Annotated in this window: 15 protein-coding genes; 9 read left to right on the top strand and 6 right to left on the bottom strand. The window is 71.5% G+C overall.

Annotated elements, in window-relative coordinates; translation table 11 throughout:
- Positions 1–21: 21 nt before the first annotated feature.
- The 4 genes from SD460_RS16160 to SD460_RS16175 are packed head-to-tail and all read left to right on the top strand — an operon-like array spanning position 22 to position 6,654.
- Positions 22–1,362 carry an ABC transporter substrate-binding protein gene (locus SD460_RS16160; protein ID WP_290058969.1) on the top strand — a complete coding sequence of 447 codons (1,341 nt, stop codon included), beginning with the start codon at positions 22–24 and terminating at the stop codon, positions 1,360–1,362.
- Positions 1,359–2,879: an alpha-N-arabinofuranosidase gene (locus SD460_RS16165; protein ID WP_290058968.1), complete on the top strand. Its 1,521-nt coding sequence runs from the start codon at positions 1,359–1,361 to the stop codon at positions 2,877–2,879. Before SD460_RS16160 ends, SD460_RS16165 begins: the two co-directional genes overlap by 4 nt.
- On the top strand, positions 2,872–4,626 hold the full coding sequence (locus SD460_RS16170; protein ID WP_290058967.1) for a glycoside hydrolase family 35 protein: 1,755 nt from the start codon (positions 2,872–2,874) through the stop codon (positions 4,624–4,626). Before SD460_RS16165 ends, SD460_RS16170 begins: the two co-directional genes overlap by 8 nt.
- Before the next feature lie 33 nt (positions 4,627–4,659).
- Positions 4,660–6,654: an RICIN domain-containing protein gene (locus tag SD460_RS16175; protein WP_318306308.1), complete on the top strand. Its 1,995-nt coding sequence runs from the start codon at positions 4,660–4,662 to the stop codon at positions 6,652–6,654.
- Here the strand turns inward: SD460_RS16175 and SD460_RS16180 are convergent.
- Positions 6,630–6,965, bottom strand: a complete 336-nt coding sequence (locus SD460_RS16180) for a DUF3140 domain-containing protein (protein WP_290058965.1) — start codon at positions 6,963–6,965, stop codon at positions 6,630–6,632. The two genes, SD460_RS16175 and SD460_RS16180, sit on opposite strands and share 25 nt — an antisense overlap.
- A 173-nt stretch (positions 6,966–7,138) precedes the next feature.
- On the opposite strand from SD460_RS16180, the gene SD460_RS16185 reads away from it, so the two are divergent.
- A complete protein-coding gene (locus tag SD460_RS16185) occupies positions 7,139–7,864 on the top strand; it encodes an ANTAR domain-containing response regulator (RefSeq protein WP_290058972.1) in 726 nt (241 codons plus the stop codon).
- On the opposite strand, the gene SD460_RS16190 is transcribed toward SD460_RS16185, so the two are convergent.
- Positions 7,818–8,591, bottom strand: a complete 774-nt coding sequence (locus SD460_RS16190) for a maleate cis-trans isomerase family protein (RefSeq protein WP_290058964.1) — start codon at positions 8,589–8,591, stop codon at positions 7,818–7,820. The two genes, SD460_RS16185 and SD460_RS16190, sit on opposite strands and share 47 nt — an antisense overlap.
- 8 nt (positions 8,592–8,599) lie before the next feature.
- The gene (locus tag SD460_RS16195; protein ID WP_290058963.1) at positions 8,600–9,478 is read right to left on the bottom strand and encodes a MurR/RpiR family transcriptional regulator; all 879 of its coding nucleotides are present in this window, start codon (positions 9,476–9,478) and stop codon (positions 8,600–8,602) included.
- A gap of 130 nt (positions 9,479–9,608) precedes the next feature.
- On the opposite strand from SD460_RS16195, the gene SD460_RS16200 reads away from it, so the two are divergent.
- The 3 genes from SD460_RS16200 to SD460_RS16210 are packed head-to-tail and all read left to right on the top strand — an operon-like array spanning position 9,609 to position 12,636.
- Complete coding sequence (locus SD460_RS16200) at positions 9,609–11,000, top strand: MFS transporter (protein WP_290058962.1); 1,392 nt, start codon at positions 9,609–9,611, stop codon at positions 10,998–11,000.
- Positions 10,997–11,422, top strand: a complete 426-nt coding sequence (locus SD460_RS16205) for a GAF domain-containing protein (RefSeq protein WP_290058961.1) — start codon at positions 10,997–10,999, stop codon at positions 11,420–11,422. Before SD460_RS16200 ends, SD460_RS16205 begins: the two co-directional genes overlap by 4 nt.
- Positions 11,419–12,636, top strand: coding sequence for a metal-dependent hydrolase family protein (locus SD460_RS16210; protein WP_290058960.1), 1,218 nt, complete (start codon positions 11,419–11,421; stop codon positions 12,634–12,636). Before SD460_RS16205 ends, SD460_RS16210 begins: the two co-directional genes overlap by 4 nt.
- A 342-nt stretch (positions 12,637–12,978) precedes the next feature.
- Here the strand turns inward: SD460_RS16210 and SD460_RS16215 are convergent, their stop codons facing one another.
- Entirely contained in the window at positions 12,979–15,963 is a 2,985-nt protein-coding gene (locus tag SD460_RS16215; protein WP_290058959.1) for an AfsR/SARP family transcriptional regulator, read from the bottom strand.
- Positions 15,964–16,163: 200 nt separating this feature from the next.
- Here SD460_RS16215 and SD460_RS16220 point away from each other — a divergent pair, with 200 nt between their 5' ends.
- Positions 16,164–17,381, top strand: a complete 1,218-nt coding sequence (locus SD460_RS16220) for a hypothetical protein (RefSeq protein WP_290058958.1) — start codon at positions 16,164–16,166, stop codon at positions 17,379–17,381.
- Between the two features lie 239 nt (positions 17,382–17,620).
- Here SD460_RS16220 and SD460_RS16225 read toward each other — a convergent pair whose 3' ends face one another.
- Positions 17,621–19,606: an AAA family ATPase gene (locus tag SD460_RS16225; protein ID WP_318306309.1), complete on the bottom strand. Its 1,986-nt coding sequence runs from the start codon at positions 19,604–19,606 to the stop codon at positions 17,621–17,623.
- 93 nt (positions 19,607–19,699) lie between these two features.
- Positions 19,700–20,044: a helix-turn-helix domain-containing protein gene (locus tag SD460_RS16230; protein ID WP_290062821.1), complete on the bottom strand. Its 345-nt coding sequence runs from the start codon at positions 20,042–20,044 to the stop codon at positions 19,700–19,702.
- Positions 20,045–20,249 lie beyond the last annotated feature (205 nt).

Here is a 20,249-nt window from a genome sequence, read left to right on the forward strand (position 1 = left end):
ACCGTCGTGAAGGGACACTCGATGTCACGCATCCGCAGTCGCGCCAAGGCGTTCGCCGCCGTGGCGCTGGCCGCCGCCATGGCGGTCGGTTGCTCCGCCGGGAGCTCGTCCGGGCCCGCCGCCGCCACCGGCACCCAGGACTCCGTCGACGCCGCGCTCAAGGCGGGCGGCTCGATCACCTACTGGAGCTGGACCCCCTCGGCCAAGGACCAGGTCGCCGCGTTCGAGAAGGAATACCCGAACGTCAAGGTGAACTACGTCAACGCCGGCACGAACAAGGACGAGTACACCAAGCTGCAGAACGCGATCAAGGCCGGCTCCGGCGCGCCGGACGTCGCGCAGATCGAGTACTACGCCCTCCCGCAGTTCGCGCTGACCGACGCGCTCGTCGACCTGAACTCCTACGGCTTCGGGTCGTTCGAAAAGGACTACAGCGCCTCGACGTGGGCGCAGGTCAAGAACGGCAACGGGGTCTACGGCCTGCCGCAGGACTCCGGGCCGATGGCGCTGTTCTACAACAAGGAAGTCTTCGACAAGAACGCCATCGCCGTGCCGAAGACGTGGGAAGAGTACGTCGCCGCGGCGAAGAAGCTGCACGCCGCCGACCCGACGAAGTACATCACCTCCGACACCGGCGACCCCGGGTTCGCGCTGAGCATGATCTGGCAGGCCGGCGGGCACCCGTTCGGCGTCGACGGCCGGAACGTGAAGGTGAACTTCGCCGACGCGGGCACCAAGAAGTGGACCGCGATGTGGGACCAGCTGATCCAGGGCAAGCTGCTCGCCCCGGTCAAGGAGTGGTCCGACGACTGGTTCCGCGCCCTCGGCGACGGCACCATCTCCTCGCTGGTCACCGGTGCCTGGATGCCGGGCAACTTCATCTCCTCGGTCCCCGGCGGCAGCGGCAAGTGGGCGGTGGCGCCGATGCCGACCTACGACGGGCAGCAGGCGGTCACCGCGGAAAACGGCGGCAGCACGCAGTCGGTGCTCAAGCAGAGCACCAACCCGGCGCTGGCCGCGGCGTTCGTGCGCTGGCTCAACCACGCCGGTGGCGTGCAGCCGTTCATCAAGAGCGGCGGTTTCCCGTCCACCACGGCCGACCTGACCTCGCCCGCGTTCGTCGACGAGGCTGCGCCGTACTTCGGTGGCCAGAAGATCAACCAGGTGCTGACGCAGGCGTCGAAGGACGTCGCGCCGGGCTGGACCTACCTGCCGTACCAGACCTACGCCAACAGCGTCTTCAGCGACACCGCGGGCAAGGCCTACCTCAACGGCACCGGGCTCGACGCCGGGCTGGCGGCCTGGCAGCAGTCCATCGTGGACTACGGCAACCAGCAGGGCTTCACGGTCAGCGCCGGATGACCGTCCACATCGAAGGCGACGCGGGCGAAGTCATCGGCCCGGTCCCGCGTCGCCTCTTCGGCTCGTTCGTCGAGCACATGGGCCGGTCCGTCTACACCGGGCTGTACGAGCCCGGCCACTCCACTTCGGACGAACGCGGGTTCCGCGGCGACGTTCTGGAACTGGTGCGGGAGCTCGGCCCGACCGTGGTCCGCTACCCCGGCGGCAACTTCGTTTCCGGGTACCGCTGGGAGGACGGCGTCGGCCCGGACCGGCCGGTCCGGCTCGACCCGGCCTGGCACAGCGTGGAGTCCAACCGCTTCGGCCTGCACGAATTCGCCGCGTGGGCCGAAGCCGCGGGTACCGAGGTGATGTACGCCGTCAACCTCGGTACCCGCGGCATCCAGGACGCCGTCGACGTCCTGGAGTACTGCAACCACCCCGGTGGCACAGCGCTCAGCGAGCGGCGGCGCGCGAACGGCGCCGACCGCCCGTTCGGCTTCAAGCTGTGGTGCCTGGGCAACGAGATGGACGGCCCGTGGCAGATCGGCCACAAGACGGCTGACGAGTACGGCCGCCTGGCCGCCGAAACCGCGCGGGTCATGCGGATGGTCGACCCGGGCCTCGAGCTGGTCGTCGCGGGCAGCTCGCACGCGGACATGCCGACGTTCGGCGACTGGGAGCGCACGGTGCTGCGCCACACGGGGGGCCTGGTCGACCACATCTCGCTGCACGCCTACTACCAGGAGCTGCACGGCGACACCGACAGCTACCTGGCCAGCGGCGCCGCGCTGGACGCCTACATCGGCGCGGTGGCGGGGATCATCGACGAGCTCGGGCTCGACGTCGGGATCAGCGTCGACGAATGGAACGTCTGGGACCTGCGGCGCTGGAACGAGACCGACCAGGCGCGGCTCGCCGAGGGTGGCTGGCGGGAGCACCCGCGGATCATCGAGGACGACTACACCGTCACCGACGCGGTCGTCGTCGGCTCGCTGCTGAGTTCGTTGCTGCGCAACGTGGACCGCGTCACGATGGCGAACCAGGCGCAGCTGGTGAACGTCATCGCGCCGATCCGCACCGAGCCCGGCGGCCCGGCCTGGCGGCAGTCGACGTTCCACCCGTTCCGGCAGGTCGCCGCGCTGGCCGGCGGGGTGAGCCTGCGCCTGTCCGTCGAAGGACCGCGGCTGCGCACCGCGCAGCACGGCGAAGTCGACCTCGTCGACGTCGCCGCGACGGCGGGGGAATCCGGGCGCGGCGCGGTGTTCCTGACCAACCGCGCCACGACGTCGCCGACCGAGGTCCGCCTCCGGCTGCGCGGGGCCCGGTTCGGCGTCTACGCCGCGGAAACCCTGACCGCGCCCGCCGGTGAATCCCGGCACGCCGTCAACACCGCCGTCTCGCAACCGGTCCGGCCGGTGCCGCTCCCCGGCACCGCCGTGACGTCCGACCCAGGGGGGACCACCATCACCGTGACACTGCCACCCTTGTCCTGGACCGTGCTCCAGCTGAGCCCGGAGGCGGGCGGGCATGCCTGACTTCGCCATCGGAGACACCGACTTCCTGCTGGACGGTCGCCCGTTCCAGATCCTTTCCGGTGCCCTGCACTACTTCCGGGTGCACCCGGACCTGTGGGCCGACCGGATCGACAAGGCCCGGCGGATGGGGCTCAACACCATCGAGACGTACGTGCCGTGGAACGCGCACGCTCCCGAGCCCGGCGTCTTCGACCTGACCGGCGGGCTCGACCTGGACCGCTTCCTCGGTCTCGTGGCCGACGCCGGGATGTACGCGATCGTGCGGCCCGGCCCGTACATCTGCGCCGAGTGGGACAACGGCGGCCTGCCGGCGTGGCTGTTCCGCGACCCGGCGGTGGGGGTGCGGCGGTTCGAGCCGCGGTACCTCGCCGCCGTGCGCGAATACCTGACGCGCGTCTACGAAGTCGTGGTCCCGCGCCAGATCGACCGCGGCGGACCGGTGCTGCTGGTCCAGGTCGAGAACGAGTACGGCGCGTTCGGCGACGACAAGCGCTACCTGAAAGCGCTTGCCGACCACACGCGGGCGTCCGGTGTCACCGTGCCACTGACCACAGTGGACCAGCCGACGCCGGAGATGCTCGAGGCGGGCAGCCTCGACGGCCTGCACCGCACCGCGTCCTTCGGCTCGGGCGCGCGGGAGCGGCTGGCGATCCTGCGGGCGCACCAGCCGACCGGGCCGCTGATGTGCAGCGAGTTCTGGAACGGCTGGTTCGACAACTGGGGCGCGCACCACCACACGACGCCGGCCGCGGACTCGGCGGCCGAGCTCGACGCGCTGCTCGCGGCGGGCGCGTCGGTCAACCTCTACATGTTCCACGGCGGCACCAACTTCGGGTTCACCAACGGGGCCAACGACAAGGGCGTCTACCAGCCGATCGTCACGTCCTACGACTACGACGCGCCGCTGGACGAAGCCGGTGACCCGACGCCGAAGTACCACGCGTTCCGCGACGTGATCGCCCGCTACCACAAGGTTCCCGACACCGTCCCGCCGCCGGCGCGCCCGGCGCCGACCCCGGACGGGGTCCTGGGCGACCCGGTCCGGCTGCTCGACGCGCCGGATCGCTGGGGCACCTGGGAGTTCCACGAGGAGCTGCCCGCGTTCGACGACCTGACCCCGATGCCGCAACTGGCGCTCCTGCGCTGCGCCGTCGAGGGGGACCGGCCCGGCGTGCTCACCTTCGGCGAGGTGCGCGACCGCGCGACGGTGTTCTTCGACGGCGACCCGGTGGGCACGCTGTCGCGGGAGCACCACGACCGCGCCATCGCGCTGCCCCGCGCGGCGGGCGAGCTGCTGGTGCTGGTGGAAGACCAGGGCCGCGTCGACTACGGCCCGCGGATCGGCGAGGCGAAGGGCATCGTCGGCGGGGCCGAGCTGCACGGCGAGCCGCTGACCGGCTGGGACGTGCTGCCGCTCGACCTGACCGAAGTGCCTTCGCTGCGCTCGCCGTCCGGGACGGCGGTCGTCGGCCCGGTGGCCGGGCCGGTGCTGCTGAGCGCCGACATCGATGTCGACGGGCCCGCGGACCTCTTCCTCGACACGGGGGAGTGGGGCAAGGGCCTGGCGTGGTTCAACGGCTTCCCGCTCGGCCGCTACTGGCGGCGCGGGCCGCAGCGGACGTTGTACGTGCCGCGCCCGGTGGTCCGGGCCGGCGGCAACGAACTCGTCGTGCTCGAACTGGGCACGATGCTCGACCCGGCGGCCCGGTTCACGCCGCGGCCGTTGCTGGGCCACACGGAGGCCTGAGCAGTCCCCACCGCACCGAAGGGCAGTTCGACGATGAACCGCAAGCGTTTGCTCACCGTCCTTTGTGTACCCCTGATCGGCGCCGCCGTGGTCGCGGCACCCGCGGCCGCGGCCACCGCCGTCACGGTCAAGCCCGATCCGACGTACCGGCAGCAGCCGTTCGACGGCTGGGGTGCCAGCCTGGCCTGGATGGCCGAGGCGACCGGCGGCTACCCCGACTCGATCCGCACCCGGCTCGCCGACCTGGTCTTCGGTCCCGACGGGCTGAACCTGAACATCGCGCGGTTCGACGTCGGCGGCGGCAACGCCCCCGACGTGCCGCCGTACCTGCGCGCGGGCGGCGCCGTCCCCGGCTGGTGGAAGGCGCCAGCGGGTACCACCCGCGCCGACAAGGACTGGTGGACCCCCGGTGATCCGGCCGAGTTCGACGCCGCCGCGGACCCGAACCAGCGCTGGTGGGTCGACAAGATCAAGAACCGCGTCACGAAGTGGGAGGCGTTCAGCAACTCGCCGCCGTACTTCCAGACCGTCTCGGGGTACGTCTCAGGCGGCTTCAACGCCACCGACGAGCAGCTGCGCCCGGACAAGATCGGCGACTTCACCGCGTACCTGGCACAGGTCGTGAGCACGCTCGAACGCGCGCACGGCATCAAGTTCGCCTCGGTGAACCCGCTGAACGAGCCGAACACGAACTACTGGAAGACCACCCTCGGCGCCGACGGCAACCCGACCGGCGGGCGGCAGGAGGGCGCGCACATCGGCCCGTCGGTCCAGTCGCAGCTGATCCCCGCGATGGCGGCGGCGCTGGCCGGGTCGAAGGCGATCGTCTCCGCCCCCGACGAGACCAACCCCGACATCTTCGCCGCGGACTGGACCGGCTGGTCGGACGCGGCCCGCGCGGCGGCGGGACGGCTCAACGTGCACACCTACGGCACCGGCAACCGGCCGATCCCGCGGGACCTGGCGAAGGGCGCCTCGAAGCCGTTGTGGATGAGCGAGGTCGGCGGGAGCTGGCTGGACCGGCAGGACTTCACGTCCATGGACCCCGGGCTCGGGATGGCCAAGCAGATCACCGACGACCTGCGGCTGCTGGAGCCGAGCGCGTGGGTGAGCTGGCAGCCGATCGAGGACTACGACAACATGAAGCCCGGCGGTGAGTCCGCGGCCGGGATGAACTGGGGCGAGATCCAGGTCCCGTTCGACTGCCCGGCTTCCGCGACGCCGCAGACGTGCCAGATCAAGACGAACACGAAGTTCAACACGATGCGGAACTTCACCCACTACATCCGGCCCGGTGACCGGCTGGTGGGCGTGGACGACACCGCGTCGACCGCCGCGATGCGCGGCGAGGACCTGGCGACGGTCGTGCACACGAACGCGGGCACCGACGACCAGGACGTCACGCTCGACCTGTCCGGGTTCCGCGACATCCGGCCGGGTGCCTCGGTGACGCCGGTCGTCACCGACGTCACCGGCGCGTTGAAGCGGGGCAAGCCGGTCAAGGTGACGTCGGCGCACGCCACGCTGCGGGTGCCGGCGCGGTCGGTGACGAGCTTCCTCGTCGACGGCGTCTCCGCGACGGCGGCCGGCACCGGACTCGGCTCGGGAAGGCCGTTCGCCTTCACCGGCGTGCAGAGCGGCAAGTCGCTGTCGGCGGAGAACGGCACGCTGGTGCAGCGCACGACGGACATGTCGGCGCCCGCGCAGCGCTGGACGCTGGCCGACCGCACCGGCCGCTACGGCAGCCGTGACCGGTTCACCATCGCCAACGCGGGCACCGGCCAGGTGCTGAGCACGTCCGGCGGCGCGGTGGCACTGGCCCCGGCGGGCACGACCGGCGCGGCGGCGCAGTGGACGCTGTCCACCACCGGCGACGGCACCTGGACGTTCGTCAACGCGGCGACCGGGCAGCTGCTCGACGTCACGGGCGAGTCCCGCGAGGACGGTGCGCGGATCGGTCTGTACCGGCCGACCAACGGGCCGAACCAGCGCTTCACGGCGGTTCAGGCGGGCTTCAACGGGTCGTGACCGATCGACATCAGGCGGTGGCGCCAGTGGTCCTCGCCCGCCGTCGGCTCGAGGTCGTCCCGCCGCTGGGAAAGCACCCGGTCGATCACCTTGCGCATCACGTCGGCGTCGTCCCGGTCCACGTCGGACCGGCGCTTGCGCAGGATGGCCAGCACCTGGTGCCCGGTCGGCGGGCCGGCCTGATCGGGGAGCGGCTCGGTCTCGGGGCTCGCGTCGCGGGTGCGGAGCCAGTCCGCCAGCTCGCGCGACGTCATGTTCACCACGCGGTGGAACTCGGCCCACAGTTCGTCATCGACAGCCGGATCGTCCATCCTCCCGGGCTACCCGGCGCGGCCGACGGCAAACCGCAGGCACCGGCCGGTAGAGTTCACCCGGACCCGTTGAAACGCCAGCGGTGGTCTTGGTTGACGCTGCTGGCGAGCTCTCTCCGTGCTCGCCGCTTGACGCACGGGGAGGGGTGGTCTTGCCGACCACTGGCGACGGCATGGCGGAGCGCGTCGACGAGCTGAACGCCGTACTGGCCGATCTCGTCGGGGTACTCGAATCGGTGTCCGACACGCCCGGGTTGCTCGAGGCGGTCTGCGGCGAGGCGGTCCGGGTGGTACCGGACGCGGACCTGGCCAGCATCATGGTGGTCCGCGACGGCGTGACGCAGACCGCGGCCTTCACCGACGAGCGTGCCCGGCACATCGACGACGTCCAGTACGCGGCGGGCGACGGCCCCGGCCTCCTCGCGGCGCTGACGGGCGAGGTCGTGCGCGTGACAGTCGGTGACACGGGCGAACAGTGGCCCGAGTTCGTGGCCGCGGCGAAGGAAATCGGCGTCGGCAGCTACCTGGCGGTCCCGCTGCGCGTGGACGACACCCTGGTCGGCGCGGTGACGCTGTTCGGCTTCGGTGCGCACGGCTACCACGAGTTCGACACGAAGGTGCTGCGCCTGTTCACGTTGTGCGTGGAGACGGCGCTGCGCCTGACCCGCCGCTACCGCGAAGCCCGGCGCCTCGCCGACGAGCTGCACAACGCGATGGACACGCGCGCGGTGATCGAACAGGCGAAGGGCATGCTGATGCTGATCCACCGATCCGGCGAGGACGCGGCGATGCAGCGCCTGATCGTGGAGTCGCAGCACACGAACATCAAGCTCCGAGACGTCGCGGCCCGCTTCACGAAGAAGATGAGCTCGGCCGACGGAGCCCCGCCCCGTCCGTGAACAGGGTCCCGAGGCCGTCCCGGACCGGCACGGCACCCAGCCGGTCCAGGGCGTCCCACACGGTCACCGCGGTGGCGGGCAGCACGGGCTTGCGCAGCCGCGCTTCGAGCCCGGTCACCAGCGGCGTGGTGTGCAGGGCGGTCTCGGGAACGAGCACGGCCTGCGCGTCTTCGTGATCGGCCGCCACGGCGAGCTCGGTGATCCGTTCCGGACCCCAGGCGGCGAGCTCGCGGTCGGAGCCGGCACCGGCCGAGACGGCGTGCACGGTCGTCACCCCCGCCTCGGCGAGGAACGCGGTGAAGAGCGCGGTCAAGTCCGGGTGGTAGACGGACGCGAGCGCGACGCGGCCGGCGTCCAGCCGCTCGAGCGCGGCGAGGTAGGCGAGTGACGTGCTGCTCGCCGGCACCCCGAGGTGCGTGGCGAGCGCCGCGGCCTGCGCGCGGGCGCCGTCGAGCCCGCGGGTGAAACTGCAGCTCGAGCAGGCCCAGCTGACGACGTCCGGCGTGGTGGCGAACGCGTCGGCGGCCCGGGTGAGGCGCTCGGGCGCCCCGATCTCCCGCACGGCCGCGGTCTGCCCGGCCGCGTCGAGTTCGCCCAGGTCGCCGACGGTTTCACCCCACTCCGCGTAGGCGAAGCCGAGACCGATGGCCGGGTCGAGCCGGCGGCAGAGCTCGGCGAAGTCGGCTTCGCCGCAGTCGCGGGTCGGGTACAGCAGTCCGAGGTCCATGCCCCCGGCTACCCCGATTTGGCCGACGGCCTCCGGTGCAGCAGGTCGAACCGCGACCACATGGCCTCCGCCGCCTCGATCGACTCGCTCGTGCGGACCGGGTCGACCGCCGCCAGCTGGGCGACGATCGCCTGGACCAGTGCCATGCCCGCGGTCAGCGACGGGAAGAACGTCACGCCCTCCGCGGGCACCATCAGCACGTGCTCGGCCGCGCCCGCGAGCGCCGGGCTGGCCGCGTCCGTGATGGCGAAGACGCGCGCGCCGCGGCTCTTCGCCTCGTTCGCCGCCTGGACCGTGCTCTCGTACAGGCGCCAGAAGCTGATCGCCACCAGCACGTCGTCGCCCGTCAGCTTCGCGGTCTGGTTGGCGAGTTCCGCGTCGCCCGCCGTCACCGCGTGGACGTCGTAACCGGCCAGTCGCGCGTTGTGCGCCATCGCGATCCCGACCGCCGCGTAGCTGCCGTCGGCGATGACCAGCGTGCGGCGGGCCGCCGCGATCGCGCGGGCGACCTCGCGCAGCACCTCTTCGTCGAACCGGCGGTTGAGCAGGGCCAGGCTGTCGAGGTCGCGGCGCAGGGACGCCGACCCCGGCGAGTCGACGCCGCGGTGCTCCTCCGCGACCTGCGGCGCGCTCAGCGACGACATGTACCGCGCCCGCAGCTCCTGCTGCAGGGCCGGCCACCCGGCGAAGCCCAGCGCCTGCGCCGTGCGCGTCACGGTCGCGACGTTGACGCCGGCGAGCTGCGCCAGCTCGGCCGTCGAGCCGAACGACGCCCGCCGCGGCTGGGAGACCAGCACTTCCAGGACCGCGGCCGACTTCGGCCGCAGCCCCCGCGCGGGCAGCCGGTCCCGCAGCCACGCCTCGAAACCGTCGTCCGTCTCCGCCACTTCGGCGCCTCCCCTCGTTCGCGTAGACCGTAACGCAGTGGGCACGGCTTGCAATGAACGTTGCAAATCCGAAGAAGTGCAGTATACGTTGTCCGCACTCCCCGACGCCCGGACACGGAAGGCGTTCCCCATGACCCTGCTGGCGCGACTGGATCGGCTCCCGCTGAGCCGGCCCCACTACAAACTGCTGCTCATCGGCGGGCTCGGCTACACCTTCGACGGCATGGACTCGGCGGTCGTCGCCTTCCTGCTGCCCAGCGCCAAGGCGGCGTGGGGTCTCGACAACGGCCAGCTCGGGCTGATCGGCTCCGCGACGCCGTTCGGCTTCCTCTTCGGCGCGATCGCGGCCGGCCTGCTCGGCGACCGCATCGGCCGCAAGAAGGTCATGATGTACGCGCTGGCGTTCTACGCGGTGTTCTCCGTCATCGCGTCCTTCTCGCCCAACTACGAGGTCTTCCTGGGCGCGCGCGTGCTGGCCGGGGCCGGGGCCGGCGCGGAAAGCGCCATCATCGCGCCGTTCCTGTCCGAGTTCGTCCCGGCCAAGCGGCGCGGCTGGTTCGTCGGCGCGCTCGCCGGGTTCTTCTCCTTCGGGTTCGTCGCGGCCGCGCTGATCGGGCGGTTCGTGGTGCCGTCGTTCGACGACGGCTGGCGCGTCGCGCAGCTCGTCACCGCGCTGCCGATCGTGATGCTGCTGTGGTGGCGCCGATCCCTGCCCGAGTCGCCGCGGTTCCTGCTCGCGCAAGGACGGGTCACCGAAGCGGAGAACGTCGTCGCCAAGATCGAACGCGACGTCGAACGGGCGACCGGAGCGGCTCTGCCGCCGGTGCCGCCGGCCGATGCGCAGCCCGCGACCGAGACGCCGAAGGTCAACCTGTTCAGCGCGCTGAAGTTCCTGTGGAGCCCTGCGATGCGGCGCCGGACGGCGGTGATCTGGACGGTCTGGTTCGTGATCACGTTCTCCTACTACGGTTTCTTCTCGTGGATCCCGACGCTGCTCGTGGAGCGCGGCATCACGGTGACGAAGAGCTTCGAGTTCTCGATCATCATCTACCTCGCCCAGGTGCCCGGGTACTTCTCGGCCGCGTGGCTGTCGGAACGGCTCGACCGCAAGCACACGATCGCGCTCTACCTCGCGGGTTCGGCCGTCAGCGCGTTCTGGCTGAGCCAGACCAGCGCCCCCTGGTCGATCACGCTCGCCGGCGCGGTGCTGTCGTTCTTCCTCAACGGCACCTACGCCGGGGTGTACTCCTACACGCCCGAGGTGTTCCCGACCTGGATCCGCGCCAGCGGCACCGGCCTGTCCAGCGCGTTCGGCCGGGTCGGCAGCATCCTGGCGCCGACGATCATCGGCCTGTCCGCGGCGAGCCTCGGGTTCGCCGGCGTCTTCGGCCTGACGACGGCGGTGCTGGCGGCGGGTGTGCTCTGCGTGCTCGTCTTCGGCCTGTCCACCGCGGGCCGTTCCCTGGAAGAACTGACCGAACACGGCGCCCCCAAGGCGGTCGCGAAGGAGATGACGAAGTGACACTGTCCACTGTGGAAGAACGGGTGCGCGCCGAACTGGGCGTGCGGCTGTTCACGGTCCTCGCGTGGATCCCGGAGCGCACGGCGTTGCGCCGGGTGCACTCCAGCCACCCGGCGGAGTACCCGGTGGGCGGGGAGAAGACGGTGGAGGTCGCGGCCGGCTGGCTGGACCGCTGCATCACCGCGCGCGAGCCGTACTTCGGCCCGGACCGCGCGGCGGTGCGCGAGATCTTCGCCGACCACGAACTGATCGAATCCCTCGGCTGCGGCTCGATCATCAACGTGCCGGTGGTGTCCGGCGACCGGACGCTCGGCGTGCTGAACATCCTCGACGCGGAAGGCGCGTACGACGAGAAGTCGATCGCGGTGGCGCAATCACTGGCGCCGCTGGCGGTCCCGGCCCTGCTGGAGGTGACCCGGTGAACCTGGTGCTGCGCAACGCCCGTCTCCTCGACCCGCTGTCGGGCGAGTACACCGAAGGCGATCTGCGGTGCTCCGACGGCCGCATCGTCGAGACGGGCTCGGGTCTTTCCGCGCCCGACGTGCCTTCCCTCGACGTCCGCGGCGCGGTCGTGCTGCCGGGCCTGGTGGACGCGCACGTCCACGTCACGGCGTCGACGGCGGACCTGGGTTCGCTCCCGTCGACGTCACCGTCCTATGTGGCCGCGCACAGCGCCCGCACGATGAGCCGCATGCTGGACCGCGGCTTCACGACGGTCCGCGACGCCTCGGGCGCCGACTACGGCCTGGCGGACGCCCAGTCGGAGGGCCTGTTCCGCGGCCCGCGCCTGTTGTTCTGCGGCCGCGCGCTGAGCCAGACGGGCGGCCACGGCGACAGCCGCACCCGCGGCACGCACGCGAAGGACGACCACCCGTGCTGCGCGGGCCTCGGCCGGGTGGCGGACGGCGTGGACGCGGTCCGCGCGGCCGCCCGCGACGAGCTGCGGAAGGGTGCCCACCACATCAAGGTGATGGCCTCGGGCGGTGTGGCGTCCCCGACCGACCGCATCGATTCCACCCAGTATTCGGCCGAGGAACTGAGCGCGATCGTCGAGGAGGCGTCGGCGGCGAACCGCTACGTGGCCGCGCACGCGTACACGGCCCGTGCGGTCAACCGCGCGTTGGAGCTGGGCGTCCGCTCCATCGAACACGGCAACCTGATCGACGACCGGAGCGTTGCGCTGTTCCTGTCCCAGGACGCGTACCTGGTCCCGACGCTGGTGACGTACTGGGCGCTGAAGGAGGAGGGCCGCGAGCACGGCCTCCCGGAGTCCAGCTGGCGCAAGGTGGACGAGGTACTGGGAGCGGGCTTGGCGGCCCTGGAGCGCGCGACCCGCGGCGGGGTGAAGATCGTTTACGGCACGGACTTGCTGGGGGGCATGCACCGCCACCAGAACCACGAGTTCCGCCTGCGTGGCGAGGTCCAGACCCCGTTGGAGATCCTCCGTTCGGCCACCTCGACGGCGGCGGACCTGCTGAACCTGACGGGGGAGATCGGAACGCTGGAGGCGGGCGCGCACGCGGACCTGCTGGTGGTGACGGGCGACCCGCTGACGGACATCGGAGTGCTGGCCGACCCGAAGAACTTCACCCACATCATCCAGGGTGGCGAGGTGGTGGGGGGAACGGCCGCCTGAGCCTGGTGTGGTGGTGCCCCGGCCGCGCCGGGGCACCCGCCGCACTACGTCAGCAGCGCCACCACTTCGCCGCGATGAACGCGGCGGCGGCGGTGGCGATGGCTGCGTAGGTGGAGATGTCGTGCACTGGTTCTCCCTGGAGATGTCTTCCTCGTGGAGCCGCGACCACCTGAGAAACATGGATCACAGCGCCCGAAGACTAGAGAGACACGTACGAGCCGACAAGACCGTCAGCGATATCCCGGTGCTACACCGAGTAGTGGTGCGAACGTCTGCGGCCACCTAGCTGCGCGGATTCTGTCACGCACGAGTGACAGCGCCTTCCGAAATCACTCAATCGAGTTAGTGTTTCCGGCCTCCCTGCGGCGGACACGCCATCGCGACTGTCCGCTCGTCTCCCCTCCGCGCACCCGGGATGAGCCCCTCGACGTCCACGCTGACCTCGTCCAGCCGTGCCTGCAGCCGGTCGGCCTTCAAGTCCCGGCCGCGGCCCCGGTAGAACGCGATGGCCTCGGTCCACGCCTCGATCGCTTCGTGCGGATTGTGCAGGGCGCACAGGATTTCGCCCAGCACCTCGAGGGCTCGCGCCTGCCCGGTTGCCGTGTGGGCCCGCCGGGCCTGGGCGACGGCGTCCCAGGCCAGCCGAAGCGACTCGCGGGCGCGGCCTTCGGTGTGCGCGAGCCGGGCGCGGACGGTGCCGAGCTTCATCGACGCCGTCAGGTCGTCGCGGTCTTCGAGGTGGGCCAGCGCCTGGCGGCAGTGCATGTGGGCGAGCTCCGGCCGTTGCTCGTGCGTGTGCAGGGCGGCCAAGGCCGTGTGTGTCGCGATCTGGCCCATCGTGTCGGCGAGGACCGTGCGGGCGTGGAGGGCGCGGTGGTAGTGCGGGAGGGCCTGCGCGTGCTGGTCGAGGTCCACGAACAGGTCACCGAGGTAGTGCTCGGCGGTGCCTTCCCGGACCGGGTCGCCCGACCGGCGCGCCAGGTCGATGCACCACCGGTAGAGGCGGATCGCTTCGGCGTGCTCACCGTGGCGGTGGTGCAGGCGGCCGAGGTTGATCTTGACCGTGAGGATTCCGACGGTTTCGTCGTACTCGGTCGCGATTTCCAGGGCCCGGCCGAGGTAGTGACGGGCTTTCTCGCTGTCGCCGAGCGCCAGGTGGCGCTCCCCGAGGTCATTGAGCGACGAGGCCTCGGCGACGACGTTCCGGGTCGCCCGAGCCGCCCGGATGGCCACCTGCAGCCCCCGGGTGATGGCCGACGTGCAGCCGTGGCGTTCCCAGCTGTCGGTCAGCAGGTGGGGGAGTGCGATCGCGTGGTCGAATTGCCTCCGATTCTCGCATTCCGAGATCAACGCCGACAGGTTGTCCCGCTCGCGGAGGGCCCACCGCACCGCGGCCGCGGCCGTGTCGAACGTGAGGGGCACGATGCCGGGTTCGGCCGCGGGAATCGGCGGGCGGCCGCGGTACGGGTGCGCGATCAAGTGGGCCCGCAGCGCGGTCTGCAGGTAGTGCGACGACAGCCGGCGCAGCGGGCCCGGGTCGTCGTCCGGGATCAGGGTCCGCGCGTAGCGGTGGAAGATGTCGGGGACGCGGTACCGATCGGGTTCGCCGGGCTGGTCGACGAGGTGCCACGCGACGAGGTTTTCCAGCGCCCGGAGGGTGGCTTCGGCCGGGTGTTCGCTCGCGGACACCAGGGTGCCGACGTGCATTTCGGTGCCCGGGTGGTACCCGAAGAGCCGGAAGACGTCCTGGGCGGTGGGGTCGAGCGCTTGGTACGACCCGGAAAACGTGGTGCGGAGGCCGGCGTCGTCCCCGTCGTCGCCGATGCTCAGCAGGGTTTCCGGGTCGCGCAACTGGTCGAGCATGGTGTCGAGGCTGACCCCGGCCCGGCCCGCGGCCCGCTGGGCCAACAGTGTCAAGGCCAGCGGAAGGCCGTCGCCGAGCAGCGTCAGTGCGCGCGCCGCGTCGGGCTCCTCTTCGGCGCGACCCCGCATCCGCTTGCTGAGCAACGCGAACGACTCTTCTTCGTCGAGGTGGCCGAGCTTCGTGGTGGGGATGTCGTGGCGGCGGGCCAGCGCGGCGAGGGAGTTGCGCGAGGTGAGCAGCACCGTGCACGACTCGAGGACGTCGACGAGGTCGTCGACTTGGTCCGAGCCGCCGGCGTTGTCGAGGATGACGAGCATCGGGCTGCGGCGGGCGAGCAGCGAACGCAGCTGCGTCGCGCGGGCCGTGGCGCTGACCAGGTGGTCGACCGGGTAGTCGAGCGCGGTGAGCGTCAGGTCGACGACCTCGTCGGTCGTCCGTGCCGGTCCGGGCCCGAACCCCCGCAGGTCGATGCAGACGATGCCGCCGGGGAAGTGCTCTGCCGAGCGGTGTGCCCAGTGCGCGGCCAGTGCCGTCTTCCCGATGCCCGGCAGGCCGCTGACGATGGCCGCGTGCGCGTGGCCGGCGCAGAGCAGGTGCCGGTCCAGCGCGTCGAGCGCCTCGGCCCGGCCGACGAAGCCGCGGAGGTTCCGGGGCAACCCGACGCGAATCGCGGCGGCCGCCGGCCGCGGCGCGGGTTTCGCCTTCGCGTCCGGGTAGCGGGTCCGCAGGTGTGCGTGGTGCTCCCGCAGGTCCACGACCGCGTCCCGGTCGCCGGTCGCCGCGAATTCCTTGAGCACCGCTTCGACGTAGCTGCGTGCTTCGTGCGACTGGTCCAGTGCGTAGAGGGCTGTCACGCGGAGCTTCACGAAGGTCGGTTCGCCCGCGTAAGGGTGGGGTACTTCGCTCAGCTGCTTCAGCGCGTCGCCGGGCCGGCCGGTCGCCAGCAGTTCGGTGGCGAGGAAACCGTGCGCCGGCGCCCAGTCCGCGGCCATCGTGTGCCGCCGCCAGTTCCGCGCGGGTTCGGTGGCCAGGCCGGCGAGCGGCTCGTCGCGCCACAGCGCGAGGGCTGCACGTGCGACCTCGCATGCGTTTTCATGGTCGCCGTCGACGCTCGATCGCCGCGCCCGGTGCATTTCGTCGGTGAAGCGGTGGAAATCCACGAGATCGGGAGCGATGTCAAGGACATAACCACCGTTCAGTGCGCGGATCGGCGGTGGGTCGTCGATCTCTTCGAGGCTGTGCCGCAGTCGCGTGATTGCTTTGTACAACGCTTCTTTGGGGTTGACCGGTGGTGCTCCGTCGTTCCACGCCCAGTTCAGCAAGTGGTCCTGTGAGAAGCGCTTTCCCGGGTCGGTGAGCAGGACGGCGAGCAGGTGACGCGCTTGCCGGGACCCCCAGTCCTCGGTCAGGTTCCCGTGCATCCGCACTGTTGTCTGCCCGAGAATTCCGTACGCGATCTCCATTCTCTGTTCCTTTCCCCTCTCCTCTCGCCAGCCTTGCATCGTTTTGGTTAATCGGCGACGACGGCGCGATAACGATCGATTGTGTCGGAGAACTGGCCAAGGTTTGTCCGGGCTTTGTCCGTCGCGTGGGAAGTCCGCGGGGAGTACCGGCCCGGAACCTCGTCTCGCGGAACACCGAGACGACGGCGAGGGGAAGCTCGATGACTGGATTGTGGGTACGCGGGCCGGTCGGACTGGACGCCGGTGCGCGCGTCACCCGGCCGCGGTGCCGGGTGGTGCTGGTCGTGGTCCCGTCGGTGACCGCCGGCACGCGGCTGGTCGAACTGGTTTCGCTGCTGGAACCGGATTTGCGCGTCCAGGTGGTCTACACCGTGCCGCACACGACGGAAAGCTGGCCGGGCGCCGAGGAGTTCGTCCGCGGCTTGCACGGCCTGGTGCTGCCGTGGGAACAGGCGGTCGCGCACCGGTTCGACCTGGTGCTGGCGGCGAGCCCGCGCCAGCTCGCCGAGGTGCACGGTCCCGTCCTCCTGATCGGCCACGGCGCCGGGCCGGCGTCCCGCCGGTTCAGCCGGAAGGCGGGTGAGGCCACCGAACCCACGACGGGGTTCGACCGTGAGCTGCTGACCTTCCGCGGACGCGTGCTGCCGTCGGTGCTCGGCCTTGGCACCGACGCCGAGGCGGACCTGGTGCGGGAGCGGTGCCCCGAGGCGGTGCCGAACGCCGTCGTGGCCGGGGACATCTGCTACGACCGGATGCGGGCGAGCCGGCACCGGCGTGACGCGTACCGCGCCGCACTGGGGGTACCGCCGGATCGGCGGCTCGTCGTGATCAGCACGACGTGGTTCACCGATTCGGCGTTCGGCAGGCTGCCGCGGTTGTACCGGGACGTGGTGGACGCGCTGCCGGCCGGGGAGTTCACCGTCGCCGCGGTGCTGCACCCCCTCGTCTGGGCGGTCCACGGGCGGCGTCAGGTCAGCGCCTGGCTGTCCGACGCGGTGACGCGCGGTCTGCTCCTGATCCCGCCGGAATCCGGGTGGCAGGCGACGATGCTCGCCGCCGACTGGGTGCTCGGCGACCACGGATCGACAACGGGTTACGCGGCGGCGATGGGCTGTCCGGTGACCTACGTGTCGATGCCGGCCGGGCAGCCGCGGGAGGGGAGCGTCGCGGCCGCCGTCCGCGCGCACGCGTTGCCGTTGACCTGGGGACGTCCGCTGCCCGGGCAGCTCGGCTCCGCCCGCGAACGCGTCGCCGAGCTCACGACGGCGGTCACCGGGGCGATCACGTCCCGGCCGGGCCGTGCGGCGGAGATCCTGCGCGCGGAGATGTACCGGCTGCTCGAACTTTCGGCGCCCGGTTCGCCTGCCGTACCCCCGCTGGTGCCCGCCGCGCGGCCGCTGCCGGAGTGGTCGGCGTGACCGGGCGGGGGGTGTGGCCGGTGCGGGTCCGGCTGCCCCGATCGAGCGTCGCGCTCCTGGTGGCGGACGCCCGTCTGGCCGCCGAGGCCTGGGTCGAGTGCGCCGACGTCGTCCTGACCGGCGTCCACGGTTCGCGTGGTGCGGCGGCGGTCGCGGCCCGCCGCGCGGCCGGCCGGTACCCGGGCGCCGCCGTGGCCCTGGCGTGGTCCGGGGACGGCGTGGTGTTCGCCGGGACGCGGTCAGCCGTCCTCGGCGAGGTCCCCGGCCCGCGGATCGCCGAGCTCGGTGTACAGCCGCCGGGCTTCGGCGCGGTGCTCGCGGGCGTGCTCGAAGTCGTCCTGCCGGGCCTCCAGCTCGGCGAGGGCCGCCAGGATCTGGGCGGTGTAGTACGGCGAATCGAGTGGGCGGATCACGGCCAGGGCGTCGAGTAACCGCGTCCGGGCTTCGCCGGGCCGGCCGTGGCGCTCGTGCAGCCGGGCGAGGGCCGTGACGACGCAGGCGTGCTGGTTGGCGTCGCCGAGCTCGGCCATCGCCGTGGCGGCCGCCGTGAGCTCCGCGGCGGCCTCCTCGTCCCGGTTCAGCTCGAGGAACAGTTCCCCGCGCCGACGGCGAGCGAGGGCCACCCCGCGTGGCAGGGCGATCTCCGTGTGCAGCTCCGCGCTGCGCTCGTACAGCTCGAGTGCCCGCTCCAGGTCGCCGTCGCGCCGGGCCGCGGCGGCGAGCCGCGACACGGCCGTCGCCCTGGTCGGCGCGTGGTTCTCGCGTTCACCGATCTCGAACGCGACGGCGTTGTGGGTGGCCGCTTCGCCGAACCGGCCCAGCTGTTCCAGCGCGTACCCGAGCTGGCTGTGCAGCCGCGCTTCGACCAGCGGCTGACCGCACCGCTGGGCCGCGGCGATGCCCACGGCGGTGAGCGCGAGGAAGGGCTCGTAGTCGCGGTTGTAGAGGAAGTACCCCCAGTACGCCTCGCACAGCTGCCACACCTCGGTGTCCCAGCCCCGCGCCGCTGCTTCGCGCACCACGGCCCGGATGACCTGCTGGTCGCGGCGCCACCAGTGGATCGCCTGGTCGCGATCGGCGAAGGTCTCGGCGGCCGTCCCGGGGAGCGGGGCGAACCGCGGCCGGAACGGGTGGATGAGCTCGTCCGCGGCCACCGCGCGATCGACGTACCAGCGGACGTACGAGCGCAGTGCCGTCGTGCGCTGGGGTTCCGGCGTTTCGCGTTCGCACCGGGCACGGGCGTCGTCGCGGACCACGTCGTGCTGGCTGACGACGTCGTCGTGCTCGCTCAGCAGGTTGGCCTCGACCAGTTCGTCGGTCAGGCCGTCGAGGCTGTCGACCGGGGTGGCGAGGACGTGCGCGAGCGCGTCGAGGGGGAGGTGCTCGCCGGGCAGCAGACCGCAGAGGCGGTAGAGCTCGGCCGCGGCCGGGGACAGGGAGTCGTACGACGCTTCGAACACCTTTCGCGTGCTTTCCCCCGCCGGCGCGTGGCGGACTTCCCGGGCGAGGCTTCGTTCGGGGCGCGTGCGCAGGCGGGCCCCGACGACCGCGATGCGCAGCGGGAGACCGCCGCACGCGCGCAGGATGCCCGCGGCGGCGGCCGGATCGGTGTCGAGGCGCCCGTGCCCGGCGCGGACGTCGAGCAGGGTGTGCGCGTCCCGGTCGGCCAGTGGTTCGACCGGGACGATGTCCGCGCCGTCCAAGCTGAGCCCGCTGAGCTGGGTGCGGCTGGTGACGAGGACGAAGGCGGTGGGGGTGGCCGGCAGCAGGGCGCGGACCTGTCCCGCGAAAACGACGTTGTCCAGCAGGAGCGCCAGTGAGTGCCCGCTGGTGAAGGCGCGGAACAACGCGGCGCGCTGACCGGTCTGGGCGGGGATGTCTTCCGCGGGGACCCCGAGCGCGGTGAGGAAGCCGTGGAGCGCGATGTCGGGTGATTCGGGACTTTCGTCGTCCGACGCGAAACTCGCGTAGAGGACGCCGTCGGGGAAATCGTCGCGGCGGGTGGTGAGCCAGTGGACGGCGAGCGCCGTTTTCCCGACCCCGCCGACGCCGGTCAAGACGGCGATGCGCGGGTGCTCACGGCGGTGCCGGCGTAAGGAATCCAGCTGGGCGAGTTCGCGGTCCCGCCCCACCATCGCGGGTGGCGGTGGTGGCAGCTGGATCGGTCTCGGTCGCGCGGTGTGGTGGTAACGTGCCGTGCGGCGCTTCTGCCCCGGACGCGTCATGGTTCCCCTCCCCGATGCAGGCCCGACCTTCCGGTCTACCGGGTTTGGGGCCGTGGCGGGAGGTCAGTGTGGGCAGGTACACACGACTGTGCGCTATTGCTTTCCCCCGCGTGGACGCATCGGCACGCGGTGTTGTTGCAGCAAGCGATAGATCTTGCCGTAGGAGACGTCGTGGGCGTCCGCCAGTGCGCGCACGGTTGCGCCGTCGAGGTAATCGGCGATGACTTCGTCGGTGTCGAGCTCGCGTTTGATGCCGCGACCGGTGGTGGGCAGGTCGGCACCGTTCTGCCGCAGCAGGACCCCGGTCCAGCTCAGCGAGAGGTGGTAGCGGCGGGCGATTTGCGTGACGGTCGCGCCGTTTTCCCAGTCGCGCACCATCCGGCGATTGCGTTCGTCGCGCCGGACGGCTTCCCGGTCGGGTTGTTCCGGCGTGTCCATGCGTGCTCCCGTGACAGTCGCGTGCGTGGTGCTCGTTCCCGCGATTGTCCCGCTTACCCGGCTGCGAATCGAGCTGCATCCGAGCGGTTCTCGTGCAGGTGCACGCGTGCTGCGCATGGTGCGATTCTCACCGTCCCATCGCCAAAACAGCGAGTGACTATCGGGTGAAGCTCCACAAAGGACCGCCGGGGTTGGCGGCGGTGGC

This window comes from Amycolatopsis solani, from assembly GCF_033441515.1.
Classification (GTDB): Bacteria; Actinomycetota; Actinomycetes; order Mycobacteriales; family Pseudonocardiaceae; genus Amycolatopsis; species Amycolatopsis solani.

Bases quoted from the DNA above. Each gene is read 5' to 3' on its own strand.
- SD460_RS16160 (WP_290058969.1), top strand. From the start codon at position 22: ATGTCACGCATCCGCAGTCGCGCCAAGGCGTTCGCCGCCGTGGCGCTG.
- SD460_RS16165 (WP_290058968.1), top strand. From the start codon at position 1,359: ATGACCGTCCACATCGAAGGCGACGCGGGCGAAGTCATCGGCCCGGTC.
- SD460_RS16170 (WP_290058967.1), top strand. From the start codon at position 2,872: ATGCCTGACTTCGCCATCGGAGACACCGACTTCCTGCTGGACGGTCGC.
- SD460_RS16175 (WP_318306308.1), top strand. From the start codon at position 4,660: ATGAACCGCAAGCGTTTGCTCACCGTCCTTTGTGTACCCCTGATCGGC.
- SD460_RS16180 (WP_290058965.1), bottom strand. From the start codon at position 6,965: ATGGACGATCCGGCTGTCGATGACGAACTGTGGGCCGAGTTCCACCGC.
- SD460_RS16185 (WP_290058972.1), top strand. From the start codon at position 7,139: ATGGCGGAGCGCGTCGACGAGCTGAACGCCGTACTGGCCGATCTCGTC.
- SD460_RS16190 (WP_290058964.1), bottom strand. From the start codon at position 8,591: ATGGACCTCGGACTGCTGTACCCGACCCGCGACTGCGGCGAAGCCGAC.
- SD460_RS16200 (WP_290058962.1), top strand. From the start codon at position 9,609: ATGACCCTGCTGGCGCGACTGGATCGGCTCCCGCTGAGCCGGCCCCAC.
- SD460_RS16215 (WP_290058959.1), bottom strand. From the start codon at position 15,963: ATGGAGATCGCGTACGGAATTCTCGGGCAGACAACAGTGCGGATGCAC.
- SD460_RS16220 (WP_290058958.1), top strand. From the start codon at position 16,164: ATGACTGGATTGTGGGTACGCGGGCCGGTCGGACTGGACGCCGGTGCG.
- SD460_RS16225 (WP_318306309.1), bottom strand. From the start codon at position 19,606: ATGACGCGTCCGGGGCAGAAGCGCCGCACGGCACGTTACCACCACACC.
- SD460_RS16230 (WP_290062821.1), bottom strand. From the start codon at position 20,044: ATGGACACGCCGGAACAACCCGACCGGGAAGCCGTCCGGCGCGACGAA.